12 protein-coding genes and 1 pseudogene are annotated in these 12,562 nt (G+C 61.2%); 2 read left to right on the top strand and 11 right to left on the bottom strand.

Annotation, left to right across the window (positions count from 1 at the left end):
* Positions 1-215, top strand: a 215-nt coding sequence (locus B5M41_RS21965) for an integrase core domain-containing protein (protein ID WP_230640030.1), incomplete at its 5' end; no start/stop codon positions are given.
* Positions 216-370: 155 nt separating this feature from the next.
* Here the strand turns inward: B5M41_RS21965 and B5M41_RS26920 are convergent.
* The 8 genes and pseudogenes from B5M41_RS26920 to B5M41_RS21930 form a co-directional block, all read right to left on the bottom strand.
* A pseudogene (locus B5M41_RS26920) lies at positions 371-478 on the bottom strand (DUF2171 domain-containing protein); the annotation flags it as partial.
* A gap of 433 nt (positions 479-911) precedes the next feature.
* Positions 912-2,071 (bottom strand): IS3 family transposase gene (locus tag B5M41_RS21960; RefSeq protein WP_134650587.1). Its coding sequence is split into 2 segments (ribosomal slippage): positions 912-1,807 and positions 1,807-2,071, totalling 1,161 coding nucleotides; the frame shifts between segments, so codons are not numbered across the junction.
* Between the two features lie 259 nt (positions 2,072-2,330).
* Entirely contained in the window at positions 2,331-3,257 is a 927-nt protein-coding gene (locus B5M41_RS21955; RefSeq protein ID WP_167719271.1) for a MaoC/PaaZ C-terminal domain-containing protein, read from the bottom strand.
* A gap of 61 nt (positions 3,258-3,318) precedes the next feature.
* Positions 3,319-4,305: a TRAP transporter substrate-binding protein gene (locus B5M41_RS21950; protein ID WP_134650585.1), complete on the bottom strand. Its 987-nt coding sequence runs from the start codon at positions 4,303-4,305 to the stop codon at positions 3,319-3,321.
* A gap of 32 nt (positions 4,306-4,337) precedes the next feature.
* Positions 4,338-5,612 carry a TRAP transporter large permease gene (locus B5M41_RS21945; RefSeq protein ID WP_134650584.1) on the bottom strand — a complete coding sequence of 425 codons (1,275 nt, stop codon included), beginning with the start codon at positions 5,610-5,612 and terminating at the stop codon, positions 4,338-4,340.
* Entirely contained in the window at positions 5,609-6,124 is a 516-nt protein-coding gene (locus B5M41_RS21940; RefSeq protein ID WP_134650583.1) for a TRAP transporter small permease, read from the bottom strand. The genes B5M41_RS21945 and B5M41_RS21940 overlap by 4 nt, the downstream gene beginning before the upstream one ends.
* On the bottom strand, positions 6,124-6,870 hold the full coding sequence (locus B5M41_RS21935; RefSeq protein WP_134650582.1) for an SDR family NAD(P)-dependent oxidoreductase: 747 nt from the start codon (positions 6,868-6,870) through the stop codon (positions 6,124-6,126). The genes B5M41_RS21940 and B5M41_RS21935 overlap by 1 nt, the downstream gene beginning before the upstream one ends.
* Positions 6,854-8,023, bottom strand: a complete 1,170-nt coding sequence (locus B5M41_RS21930) for a Gfo/Idh/MocA family protein (RefSeq protein ID WP_134650581.1) — start codon at positions 8,021-8,023, stop codon at positions 6,854-6,856. The genes B5M41_RS21935 and B5M41_RS21930 overlap by 17 nt, the downstream gene beginning before the upstream one ends.
* Before the next feature lie 102 nt (positions 8,024-8,125).
* On the opposite strand from B5M41_RS21930, the gene B5M41_RS21925 reads away from it, so the two are divergent.
* A complete protein-coding gene (locus B5M41_RS21925; protein WP_134650580.1) occupies positions 8,126-9,199 on the top strand; it encodes a LacI family DNA-binding transcriptional regulator in 1,074 nt (357 codons plus the stop codon).
* A gap of 3 nt (positions 9,200-9,202) precedes the next feature.
* Here the strand turns inward: B5M41_RS21925 and B5M41_RS21920 are convergent, their stop codons facing one another.
* The 3 genes from B5M41_RS21920 to B5M41_RS21910 are packed head-to-tail and all read right to left on the bottom strand — an operon-like array spanning position 9,203 to position 12,516.
* Positions 9,203-9,808, bottom strand: coding sequence for a DAK2 domain-containing protein (locus tag B5M41_RS21920; protein WP_134650579.1), 606 nt, complete (start codon positions 9,806-9,808; stop codon positions 9,203-9,205).
* A complete protein-coding gene (locus B5M41_RS21915) occupies positions 9,805-10,806 on the bottom strand; it encodes a dihydroxyacetone kinase subunit DhaK (RefSeq protein WP_134650578.1) in 1,002 nt (333 codons plus the stop codon). The genes B5M41_RS21920 and B5M41_RS21915 overlap by 4 nt, the downstream gene beginning before the upstream one ends.
* A 12-nt stretch (positions 10,807-10,818) precedes the next feature.
* Positions 10,819-12,516, bottom strand: coding sequence for an acetolactate synthase catalytic subunit (locus tag B5M41_RS21910; RefSeq protein ID WP_134650591.1), 1,698 nt, complete (start codon positions 12,514-12,516; stop codon positions 10,819-10,821).
* Positions 12,517-12,562: the final 46 nt, after the last annotated feature.

The raw sequence follows: 12,562 nt of genomic DNA, 5'->3' as shown, positions 1-12,562 counted from the left end.
GCTTCACGCCGGTCGCCAGTCCCCAGTCGAACGGAATGTCAGAGGCATTCGTCAAAACCCTGAAACGGGATTACGTGCGCATATCAGCTCTGCCAGACGCCGAAACGGCGCTCCGGCTCATCGACGGATGGATCGAAGACTACAACGAAATCCATCCCCATTCCGCACTCAAGATGGCTTCCCCTCGGCAGTTCATCAGGGCTAAATCAAACTAGCCGATCTGTCCGGTGAAATGGGGAGCACTCCAGGCACGCACGTAGAGGCCGATCGCCGGCTTCTGCGAATTCAGATAGAGATCGTAGTTTTCCATCGGGGCACCCTGAACGGAAAGAAAAGCGGGGCGGCCGGAGGCAAGCCGCCCCGAAACGGGTCAGAGATCGACCGGACGGCCGGATTGCTCCTCCTCCAGCATCACGGCGATATCGGCATTGGCCGACAGGCGCACCTTGTCGCCCTCGACGCCGGCCACGAAACCCATAGCATTGTATCGCATTAAACGTCCGTTGTTTAGCATGCAGCCTCGTCGACCGCGGTATCGTAGGGCCTTTGTTGAAGCGTTCGGTAGAAGAAGACATGCCGGGACTGAAACTTCACAGCGATGAACTCATTCTCGACACCGCATTCGGCCTCCCTCTTCAAAATGGCGGCGTTGAACCTTAGTTGGTTACAAGAGCCTCCCAGATATGGACGCGGGCCGACCTGGCCGCCCGCACCACCAGCACCACCGCGAGACCCACTCGTTCTCGACCTCGATGACGATGGCGTCGAACTCTTGTCACTTTCGGATTCCTCGGCGCATTTTGATTATGAGCGTGATGGATTTGCGGAAAAGACGGGCTGGCTGAGTTCGGACGATGCCTTTTTGGTCCATGATGATTGGCCTGCCCCCACGGGGTGATCCGTTTGGAATGTTAGTGCATGCTCGGCCTGCTAGCCACAGTTGGTGTTGACGCGGGTCCATTTTGGCGAGACCAGACCGTTGCTTCGGGTGCCGGTGGCTTATAGCCCAGCGATGAGTGTGGCCTCACGGTATTATAATGCTGTCTCCAGTTTTCGATGATGATCTTCGTCTCCTTGAGCGTGTAGAAGATTTCGCCGTTGAGCAGTTCATCACGGAGCTTCGAATTAAAGCTCTCACAATAGCCGTTTTCCCACGGGCTACCTGGCATGATGTAGGCGGTCTTGGCACCCACCGCCGCGATCCACTCCCGTAGCGCCTTGGCGATGAACTCCGGGCCGTTGTCGGAACGAATATGGGTGGGAACGCCGCGTAGGATGAAGAGGTCGGAAAGCACGTCGATGACATCGATGGCCTTCAGCTTTCTCTCGACCCTGATGGCGATACATTCTCGCGTGAACTCGTCGATCACGTTGAGCATGCGGATTTTCCTGCCGTTGTGCGTGCGATCCTCGACGAAGTCGTAGGACCAGACATGGTTGGGATATTCCGGCCGAAGCCGGATGCACGAACTGTCGTTCAACCACAGTCGCCCGCGTTTCGGTTGCTTGTGAGGCACTTTTAGCCCCTCCCGTCGCCAGATGCGCTCAACCCGCTTGACGTTCACGATCCAGCCAGCCTGGTGCAGCATCGCCGTGATGCGGCGATAGCCATAGCGACCATACTGGAGGGCGAGCGCCGTGATGTCGGCGGTCAACGCCGCTTCATCATCCGGAGCCTTTGCGATCTTGCGCTGCGTGGAACGATGCTGACCCAAGACTCGGCACGCCCGTCTCTCGGACACCGTCAGTTCATCGATCACATGGTCCACGCAAGCGCGGCGACGGGCGGGGCTCAGAAGTTTCCCTTGGCGGCCTCCGCTAAAATCATCTTGTCCAAGGTGAGGTCGGAAACGGCGCGCCGGAGCCGGGCATTCTCCGCTTCCAGCTCCTTCAGGCGCTTTACCTGGTCGCCCTTCAAACCGCCGTATTCGGAACGCCACCGGTAATATGTAACTTCCGTCACGCCTATCGACCGGATCGCCTCCGCCATCGATTTTCCCTGCGCATTCAGCACGTCAACCTGGCGAAGCTTCGTGACGATCTCTTCTGCCTTGTGTCTTTTCGCTGCCATTTCAATGTCCTTCTGAGGCTCATAAGCCATACTTCATGAAGGATCACTTTGCAGGCGGCAGACCAGTCGGCACGCCCGTCCTGCCGTCGATCCATCGCCCGTGCGAGAAGCATTCCGCGATCGGCGTCTTGCCGCCGAACAGGTTGGATGCGAGCAAGATGCCGCTTCGGAATCGCACGGATCAACCCGACGCGTAACGGATATGGCTGGGTATGCCTTTACACCAACAAAATTTTTCGACTGGAATTCCCGCGGTAAGTCACAGTAACGCCGAACCGTATCCGACGGCGGTTAACTGACCTTCCTGATTTGTCAACCAGAACTCAACCTCTAGGCGCGTGCCCGCCTCCTCTATCTGTCGATTTGCGACAACACCTTCAAGCGTGATGAGGTCCTTCGCGTAGATCGGTGTCAAGTACGTCGAAAAATGGCGTCCAGTCGAAAGAAACCGCTCGCCAAACAGGCTGGCGAGATATTGCGATGCCCAGCATGATTCCATCATTCCCTGAGCGATGCAGTCACGAAGGCCGGCCTTGTGTGCGATCTCCAGATTTGTATGAATTCCCTGTTTGTGGAATTCGGCGCCAGTAAAGACGGACATTTGCGCCTGGCGGACTTGCTTCGTAAGTGGACGCAGCGCCGTGCCGACCTCGGTATCGGCTGATATTGTCGCAACGCGCGATCCGGACAGCGTCCGCGGGCTGATGCGCCTTTCCGGCTCTGCCGTACCCGTGCCGACCTTGATGCCGTCAGGAATGCGCATAACTTCCGTCGACCGCTGCAGGACGACGATATCGCCCTCGTCGTCCCGCGCGATGCTTTCCAACACCGTATAACCCTTGCCGCGCTTCATATACTTGTCGACATAGGTGCCGGTGAGTGTGAGCTTCGCGCCGACCGGCACGGGCTTGTAGTGGATGACCTCTTCCTTCTGGTGCAGGCCGACGACCTTGTCGCGGTCATAGACCGTGAGGAAGATCTGCATGAGGTCCGAGACGATCATATGCGGCGGCACGTAACCCACCGGTTTTACAAGCCCGTCGATAATCTGCATGCCGCTGTAATCGTCGAGCGCATAGGCATAGCTGCGCAGAAAGAAGTCGTCGAGAACGAGTTCGACCGGTCCAAAGCTCTCGCCGATATAGACGTTTTCGTAGGTCGGGTCCTTGAAGGCTGCGGGCACCATCGTCATCAAATCCTTGGAGAATGGGGCGCCCGCCGTGCCGCGACGGCGGACGTCGTGCGAGTTACTGGACGCTGCGAACCTTGGCGAGAAGCGCCACGGCCTTCTCGCCGAGGCTTGCGGCATATTCGTCCTGGAACGTGGCAAGCCTCTTGGCGAACTTATCGAGGCCCTGCGTCTCGACGATGGTTACGCCAGCGCTCTTCATCTCCTCTAGCGCCTTGGCGTTGAACTCGTTGACGAGCCCAGCTTGGTAGGCCTGCGCTTCGGCAGCGGCCTTCACGACAATGTCCTGCTGTTGCTTGGTCAGCGTATCGAACTTTGCGGCATTCATCGGAATGAAGCGGAAGTGCCAGATATGCTTGGTCAGGCTCACACTTTTCGTGACCTCGTACCATTTGGTCGTCGCCAGCGTTGCCGGCTCGCCTTCGGAGGCTTCGGCGACGCCTGTTTCGATGGCCGAGTAGACCTCCGGGAACGGGATGGGCGTCGGCACCGCATTCAGCGCCTTGGCGAAACCGATATAGAGCGGCGATTCCGGAACGCGCAGCTTCAGTCCGTCCATGTCCTCGATCGTGTTGATCGCCCGCTTGCTGGCAATCGAGCGCGGGCCGAGATAGAGGAAGCCGAGATTGCGCACACCCTGCGCCCCGAAAGCTGCCTGGACATCGGGGGCGATCACCTCCGCGACGCGTTGCATATGGTCGAGGTCCTTGTAGAGGTACGGCAGTTCCAGGACCTGAAGTTCCGGGAAGAAACGGCCGATGCCCGACATGCCGCTCGGCGCTATGTCCAGCGAACCTGAAACGACGCTTTCGGCGAGCTCGCGCTCGTTGCCGAGCGTGGCGTCGCTATAGACCTCGATCTTCACGTCGCCATTGGTGCGCTCGGCCACCAGTTCGGCGAAACGCTTGTCCGCCAGCGTGTTGCTGTGGTCTGCGGCATAGATGTCGCCCAGCGTCAGGGTGGTTTCCGCCTGCGCGAGACCTGTGCTGGCCATGAGCGCGAGTGCGCTCAGCGCACCAAGCAAGAAACGTTTTTCTATGAACATGCTCTACTCCTCCGTTGAGCTTTTCTGCGCCGTCACATGAAGGACGGCAGATAGGTTGTGAAGAACGGTACGAACGCGATCAGAAGATTGACCAGCAGCAGGGGGATCAGGAACGCCCAGACCAGCACCAGAATGCGCGACAGCGGGATGCGCGCAATGCTGACGCCGATGAACAGAAGCGTGCCGACCGGCGGCATGACCGCACCCATCATGATGGCGAGCACCATGACGACGCCGAACTGCACCGGATCGAAGCCCATCTGCGCGCCGATGGCGGCAAGCGTCGGTACGAAGAGCACGGCTGTCGAGACCTCATCCATCAGGCCGCCGATCAGCGTCAGGGCGATGATCAGGATGGTGACGACGAGAAGCGGCTCGGTGGTGATCGAGAACAGTATCGAGGTGATCTGCTGCTCGAAGCGGCCGAGCGCCAGGATCGTACCGAACACCGCCGAGAAACCGACGATCATCATGATGTTGGCAGACGACAGCGCCGCCGACATCGTCAGTTCTCGGAGGTTCTTGAGATTGAGCGAACGCTCGATGACGAAACCGTAGAACAGCGCATAGACCACCGCGACGATGCCCGCCTCCGTCGGTGTGAAGATACCGAAACGGATGCCGCCGATGATGACGAAGGGCATGACGAGCGCGAAACCCGCCTTCAGAAAGGATTCCTTCAGCCGCTGGCCGGAAAACGTCACGGTATCCACCTTGAAGGACGCAAACCGGGTGACGATGAAGGCGAGGATAAGAAGCGACAGACCGACTAGAAGGCCGGGAATGATGCCAGCCATGAAGAGCCGGCCGATCGAAACCCCGGCCATGGAGCCGTAGATGATGAGAAAGATCGAGGGCGGAATAAGCGGCGCCATCATAGCGGAGAACGCGACCATGAGGGCAGCGAATTCCGGCTTGTACCCCTGTTCCTTCATGGCTGGGATCAGGATCGAGCCGGTGGCCGCGGCGTCCGCCGACGCCGACCCCGAAACGCCCGCCATCATCACGTTGGCAATGACGGTGACATAGGCGAGGCCGGCGCGGAAATGCCCCACGAGGGCGATGGCGAGATCGACGATGCGCTTGGTGAGGCCCGAACGCGACATCACCTCGCCGGCGAGCACGAAGAACGGAATTGCCATCAACGTGAAGGAATCCATGCCGCCGAAGGTCTTGGTGATCAGCAGGCGTTCCTGGACGATCGGATAGTTGAAAACGACGACGAGCGCAGCGAGCCCGGTGGAGAACGCCACCGGCAGGCCGAGCAGCAGGAAAACGAAGAAGCAGCCGAAAAGGGTGAGTGTCATTGGCCTGCCTCCCGCGTGCCGTTGCGCATGTCGCGAACCATGCGCGCGATCGTTGCGAGGATGATGAGGGCCGAACCGACGGGAATGGCGAGATAGATCCAGAACAGCGACAGCGACAGGGCCGAAGAGAGTTGCGGCGCGTTCACGCGCGCCATCACCCAGCCGTAATAGACGAAGGTCCCCATCAGCACGATGACGGCGAGATCGAGGAGGATCGCGACCGCGCGCTGCATCGCCCTCGGCATCATGTTGACGAATACGTCCACCGTGAACATCGCCCGGCGCCAGACGAGGATCGGCGCGCAAAGCCAGAACAGCCAGATGAAAGCATACCGGATGATCTCTTCGGACCAGAACAGGGCGTAGTGCCCGTTCAAGACATAGCGCAGGCACACGGCCACAAAACCCACCGCGATGATGGCGAGCATCAGTGGCACGATGATCGCTTCTCCGACGCGCTCGAGCAGTGTCGGGTTTTCCGGGGTTTCGACGATTTCGGATTGTTCCTGCATCAGGCTGCCAAAGCTCCCCCGTCCACCTTGATCACGGCGCCGGTTATATAGTCCGAGAGCGGGCTTGCAAGGAATGCGATCGCGCCGCCGACCTCTTCCGGCTTTCCGGCACGGCCCATCGGCACACGGTTCTCGACCTTCGCCACCCATTCCTTGTTATGGAAGAGCGGCTCCGTCAGTTCCGTCCTGAACCAGCCCGGTTCGATCGCGTTCACGCGAATGCCGGTCTTGCCCCATTCGACCGCAAGCCCCTGCGTGATCTGCTTCACCCCACCCTTTGACGACCCGTAGGCGACGATGAACGGCATGCCGATCTCGCTTGCCATGGAGGCGATGTTGATGATCTTGCCATAGCCGTTGTCACGCATGACGCGGCCAGCAGCCTGCGACATGAAGAACAGGCCGCGGGTGTTGATCGCATGGACGCGATCCCAGTCTTCCGGCCCGTATTCGAACGAGTCGCCGCGAATGTTGAGGCCCGCGGCGTTGACGAGAATATCGAGCCTGCCATGTTCGGCGACGATACGCTCGACCAGCGCCTTCGCCGCATCCGGATCGCTGACGTCGCAGACCATCGCCTGTGCGCCGGCCTCTTGCGCTGCCTGTTCAAGCACATCATGGCGCCGACCGGTGATGACGACGGTGGCACCGGCCGCGACCAGCGCATTCGTACCGGCCCGGCCAAGTCCGGTTCCGCCACCGGTGACGAGGGCGATACGGCCTTTGAGATCAATGGACAGCGACATTTCGAAGCTCACCTGTACTCTGAAGATTCATACGGCGGCCGTCGCTTTCGACGATCGCATGCGCCAGCGCGAGCGCGGCAATCCCATCCTCGATAGAGGGCGTGACAGGAAGGCCAGCGGTCAAGGCGTTGGCAAGGTTGCGCATCTCACCGACATAGCCCATGTGGGCGAGCGACGCATTCTCCGCGGAGATGTTCGTCATATTCGGCTCCCATACCAGACGCTCGCGTTGTGGCGAGAAGACACGCCCCGCCACCATGGGTTCGGCGTCGCGATTATAGGTGACACGCGATACGTTTTCGACCGTGACGCTCGCGCCCTTCGATCCCGTGATCTGCACGCGCTCGTTCGGGACACCCCTGCTCTCGTAGTTCGATATCTCCAATAGGCCGGCGGCGCCGCTTGCATAACCGAGCAGCACGGCGAAACCGAAGCGCTCGTCCGAGGCCTCGGTCTTGATGGCGGATACCCAGTCGACCGGACCGCCAAAGAAACGCATCAGGTCAAGAAAGTGCACGCTGTGATCAAGCACGAAGGAAAAGGGCGTAAGCGTCTTCGACCAAGCCGGCGTCCACACGCCAGAGGTAATCCGCGCATTCACCATTTTCACGACGCCGAAGTTACCTTCCTGGGAGATCTCCCTCGCCATGCGATAACCCGTCGCAAAGCGCTTCATGAAGCCGACGACCAGTTGCTTTCCCGCTTTCACGGCCGCGCTCTTCATGGCCCCGGCCTCGACGAGCGTGATCGCGGGCGGCTTTTCGACGAAGACATGCACGCCGTGTGCAAATGCCTGCTTGGCAAGCGTCGGATAGATCGTCGGGCCAACCGCCATCACAACGGCATCCACCGTCTCGGCGGATAGCATCTCGGACATTTCCGCATAGGCGGCGCCGGCTCTTGCCGCCCGCATCGTCGCATCGGCGCGAGCCGCATCCGGATCGCAGACGGCTACGATGTCGATGCCGGCCGCATGCATGGCGGGAACGAGCGCCGCATTGGCAAATGCGCCACACCCTACTAACGCTGTCCGAATACGGACCTGCCGCATCCTGAAACCCCTCCCGCGATATGAGGCCTCTCCCGCCTCAGAAAACGTTTTTCGAAAAACGGTTCTTGTGTTTTGATTAAACACGCTGAACCGGCGTGTCAATCTCAGTATATGACTATTTCAGACGACGATTCTCGGCTAAAGTCGCAAATGCAATGAAAACAGGCCGAACGAAAAATCGGTTCTGCAACTGGAGTTTGAAGAGTGTCCGACAAAGGACGGATTACGATCAGAGACGTCGCGGCGGCGACCGGCCATGCGGTATCCACCGTCTCGAACGCACTTGCCGGAAAGCGGCACGTGAACGAAGAGACCCGCCAGCAAGTAAAGGAAGCCGCCGAGAGGCTCGGCTACCGTCCCTCGGTGGTGGCGCGTTCACTGCGCATGAAACTGAGCTCGACGATCGGCGTTCTGGTGCCCGATGTCAGCAACCCCGCCATCCCTGAATTCATCCGCGGCATCGACGACATCGCCGTGCGGGAAGGCTGCACGATCCTGCTCTGCAACACGGACGAGCTCGTCGAACGGCAGGTGAGCCAGATGCACACCCTGCTTGACCGCCAGGTCGATGGGATGATCCTGATCTCGCAGCATTGCGACACACCGGAGGTGCGCAAGCTGCTCGATGGCAAGACGCCCTTCGTGCTCATCCAGCGTCGGAGCGCCCGCTTCCGCGACGATTATATCGGCTCGGACAACCTGCAAGGCATGCGCGACAGCGTGAACTATCTCTATGAACTCGGCCACCGCCGCATCGCTCTCGTCACCGGTCCCGCGACCTCCAGCACCGCACAGGAGCGACTGGAGGCTTTCGAAGCCTCGATTGCTGAGCTCGACTGCGACGGCGACCCGGACCTTGTTTATCGTGGCGACTATACCGTGGAAGCCGGCTACGAGGCCATGCACTATTTCGCCTCTATGCAGAAGCGTCCGACAGCCGTGATTGCCAGCAACGACGTTTGCGCACTCGGCGTCCAGGATGCCGCAAGCGAGCTCGGCATTTCCATTCCAGCGGATATGTCGCTGCTCGGCTGCGACGACATCGATCTTGCAAGACTGCGCCGCATCAATCTCAGCACGCTGCGCCTGCCGAAGCGCGAAATGGGTGCGGCCGCCGCGGAACTGCTGATGCGCCGCATCCATTCCAAACGACCGCCCACGCCGCGCGAGGTCATCATTCCAACCAAACTCGTCCTGCGCGAATCCTGCGCGCCGCCGGCGGATGGCCCCAACGCAAAAAGGCCGGCAGAACGCCGGCCTCTCGTTTCTCCAGACTGAGGATCACCGTGCCAGAGCAGCGGTGAGCTCCCGGATCGCCAGCATGCCAGGATCGTCGATGCCAATCGTCTGATCCCCGAACATGCGGGCGCGACCGATTCGGTTCGGCCGGCTGCGAAACGCTTCGAGAGCGTCGGCCGCCGCCTTTGCCGCCGCGCTCGCGGCTTGGTCCGGCGTTCGCGCATCCTTCACCGCATCGGCTATGGCATCAAGCGAATCCAACACTGTCTTGTCGCCAAGCGAAGCCCCACCTCGCGCGATCATTGCGTCGCGCGCCGTAGCGACGAGATCGGAGAGGTCACCGGCGTCGATCGCTTCGCGCCCCTTCGCCTCTCGTCCTGCGGCCAGCAATCCGGTGGCGAAAAGAGTGCCGAGGCTCGATCCGGTGGCAAGCGTCGCGGCCTTCGCGAGCTGGCTCAGCGCCGTGCCTGGATCGACCGCGCCCGACAGATCGACCTCTGCCATCTTGCCGATGACGCGGGCGAGCATGCCGCCCGTGTCGCCGTCGCCGAGTTTCGCATCCGCATCGTTCAACACCTGCTCCAGCGGTCCCATCGCCTCATTGGCGCGGGCGATTGCGAAGGCAATGGAGGAGACCGTGACGCTCATGCCGTCACCGTCCAGAACGGGCAGGAGGCAGGCGCCGCCAGCAGGGCCTCGATCTCGTCATCGACGAAGCAGAGCGAGATGGAGGCGCCAGCCATTTCCATCGATGTTGCGTAGTGGCCGACGAGCGGCCTCACGATCGTAATGCCGGCGGCTTCGAGCTGCGTGCGCGCGCGGCGGTATAGGATGAAGAGCTCTTCCAGCGGCGTGGCACCGAGGCTGTTGACAAGGATCGACGCCCTGCTCCCCACGCCCTCCGGCTTGTCGGCCAGCAGCCGCTCGATCATTTCGTCGGCGATCGTATCCGCCGGCTTGAGCTGGTCGCGCCATATGCCCGGTTCGCCGTGAATACCCATGCCCATCTCGATCTCGTTGTCACCAAGCGTGAAGGACGGCTTGTCGGAACCCGGAACCTGGCAGGGCGATAGTGCGACGCCGATGGTGCGCGTGCGATCCACCGTCTTCTGCGCGATAGCCGTCACCGCATCGAGGTCGGCGCCGGTCTCGGCGAGCGCACCGGCCGTCTTGTAGGCGTAAATGATGCCGGCGACGCCGCGGCGCTTCTGCCGTTCGGACGGCCCGGCGCTGGCGACATCGTCATTGCCGAGCACCGTCGTCGTACGAATGCCTTCGTCCTCCAGCATTTCGCCGGCCATGTCGAAGTTCATGCGGTCGCCGCCATAATTGCCGTAGAGCCGCAGCACGCCTTGGCCGCCGTCGGCCAGCCGGATCGCTTCCATGCACGAACCGACCGTCGGCCCCTCGAAGACGTTGCCAATCGAGCAGCCGTCAAGCAGGCCCTCACCGACGTAACCGGTAAAGAGCGGCAGGTGGCCGGAGCCCCCGCCGGAGACGACACCGACCTTGCCTTTGCGGATCGTTGTTGCACGATGCACGACGCGGCCGGTCTCGCCGCTGAGCGCCAGAGATGGATTGGCGGAAACCAGGCCGTCGAGCATTTCATCGACAAAGCCCGACGGCTTGTTCATCAGCTTCTTCATGACGTCGCCTCCTCAGTAGTTGAGCACCGAATTGTCATTGAACATGGTGATCGGCGGATAGGCGCGCTCGTCCGTGATGACATCGAGCACGGTCGTGGTATTGGCAGCAAAGGCCGCCCTCAGCGCGGGCAGGAAGTCTTGCGCCTTTTCGATGCGCACACCCTCACAACCCGCGCCGCGGGCTATCGCCGCGTGATCAACCGGAGTGAAATCGCAAGCATCGGAATATTCGTTGAAGATCACCTTTTCTGCATGCTTTTCATAGCCCAGGATCGAATTGTTCAGCACTGCGACGACCACGTTGAGCCCCATGCGGCGCGCCGTCTCCAGTTCGGACCAGACGTGGGCGAACCCGCCGTCGCCGACGAGCGCGAAGATCGGCGCATCGGGCCTGGCGCACTTGGCGCCCAGCGCATAGGGCAGGCCCCAGCCGAGACCGGCGAGACCGCGTGGCGTGAGGAAACGCATGCCGGCCTTGCGCGACTTTAAATGGTTGCCGACCCAGATCGACGAGTAACTGGCGTCCGACACGACGATGTGGTCGGGCGTGAGCAGGCTGTCGAGATCCCGCATGAGGCGCTCGGGTCGGATTGGGCTTGCATTTGATGTCTCGACAGACTCCGCGTCCGCGCGCCCCTTGGTAAGGCCCTCGGAGATCGCCTTTTCAAGCGCCGGCCGAGCGGCTTTCCGCTTTGCGCCGTCTTCGCCCTCGAGTGCCACGGAAAGCGCCTTGATACCGAGCTTGGCGTCACCGACAAGGCGCAGCGCCTCGTAGTTGCGGCCGATCTCCTGCCCATCGATATCGAGATGGATATACTTGGCGTCCTTCGGAAACAACGACCAGCTGTCGGTACCGTTCTGGTTCGTCCGATTGCCGATCAGCATGATCACGTCGGCTTCCGTCACCAGTTCACGCAGGTGCTTTGTACGGCTACGCGTCGCCATAAAGTAGCCGACGATGCCAACGGACAGCGGATGCCCTTCATCGACGGCGCCCTTGCCCATGACGGTGGTCGCGACCGGGATCGAGAAATGCTCCTGGAGGGCGGCAAGCTCGCCGGCGGCGTCAGAGACGTGCACGCCGCCGCCGGCGATGATCAGCGGACGCTCCGCGGATGCCAGCAGCTTCGCGGCTTCGGCGACGCGGTCCGGATCCGGCCCGCTGCGATCGAGCGGAAAGCTGCCGAGAGACGCCATGCGGCTGTCGTTGCGGCTCTCCGCCGTCTCCACGAACATATCGATCGGGGCGATCAGAACGGCCGGTCCTGGGCGGCCGGATGCAGCCGCCGTGAACGCCATGTCGACATAATCATCGATGCGGTTGACGTCGGCGACGCGCCTGATCCATTTGGCCACGCCCTTGAAGAGATCGAGATGGTCGAGTTCCTGGAAGGCGTTCTTGTCGGCGAAGGGCCGCGCCACGTCCTGCACGATCGCGACGATCGGGATCGAGGCCTTGTAGGCTTCCGCAAGTCCCGGCACCAGCAGCGTCGCCGCCGGACCGTTCTGCGCTGTCACGACCGCCACCTTGTGCGAGATGCGCGCATAGGCATCCGCCATGACGGAGCCGGCATTCTCGGTGCGGTAGCCGATCTGCCTTATGCCGTAGTGCGGCGCCGCCAGGAAAAGCGCTGCCGGAATGGACTGGCCGAAGATGACCTCGACACCATGTCGCTTCAGTGCCTGCGCCATCACATGCGCGCCGCTCATATTACCCTTGCTCACGTTCTATCCTCCCTGAACCCTTTGGAAATGC

Origin of the sequence: Shinella sumterensis (assembly GCF_004514425.2) — a bacterium.
Taxonomy (GTDB): domain Bacteria; phylum Pseudomonadota; class Alphaproteobacteria; order Rhizobiales; family Rhizobiaceae; genus Shinella; species Shinella sumterensis.
The sequence above is the reverse complement of the archived record's forward strand: the minus strand, read 5'-3'. Positions and strand labels throughout refer to the sequence as shown.

Coding starts and splice junctions, on each gene's coding strand:
- B5M41_RS21950 (WP_134650585.1), bottom strand. CDS start 4,305: ATGTTCATAGAAAAACGTTTCTTGCTTGGTGCGCTGAGCGCACTCGCG.
- B5M41_RS21920 (WP_134650579.1), bottom strand. CDS start 9,808: ATGAGCGTCACGGTCTCCTCCATTGCCTTCGCAATCGCCCGCGCCAAT.
- B5M41_RS21935 (WP_134650582.1), bottom strand. CDS start 6,870: ATGTCGCTGTCCATTGATCTCAAAGGCCGTATCGCCCTCGTCACCGGT.
- B5M41_RS21940 (WP_134650583.1), bottom strand. CDS start 6,124: ATGCAGGAACAATCCGAAATCGTCGAAACCCCGGAAAACCCGACACTG.
- B5M41_RS21955 (WP_167719271.1), bottom strand. CDS start 3,257: ATGGTGCCCGCAGCCTTCAAGGACCCGACCTACGAAAACGTCTATATC.
- B5M41_RS21945 (WP_134650584.1), bottom strand. CDS start 5,612: ATGACACTCACCCTTTTCGGCTGCTTCTTCGTTTTCCTGCTGCTCGGC.
- B5M41_RS21915 (WP_134650578.1), bottom strand. CDS start 10,806: ATGAAGAAGCTGATGAACAAGCCGTCGGGCTTTGTCGATGAAATGCTC.
- B5M41_RS21910 (WP_134650591.1), bottom strand. CDS start 12,516: ATGAGCGGCGCGCATGTGATGGCGCAGGCACTGAAGCGACATGGTGTC.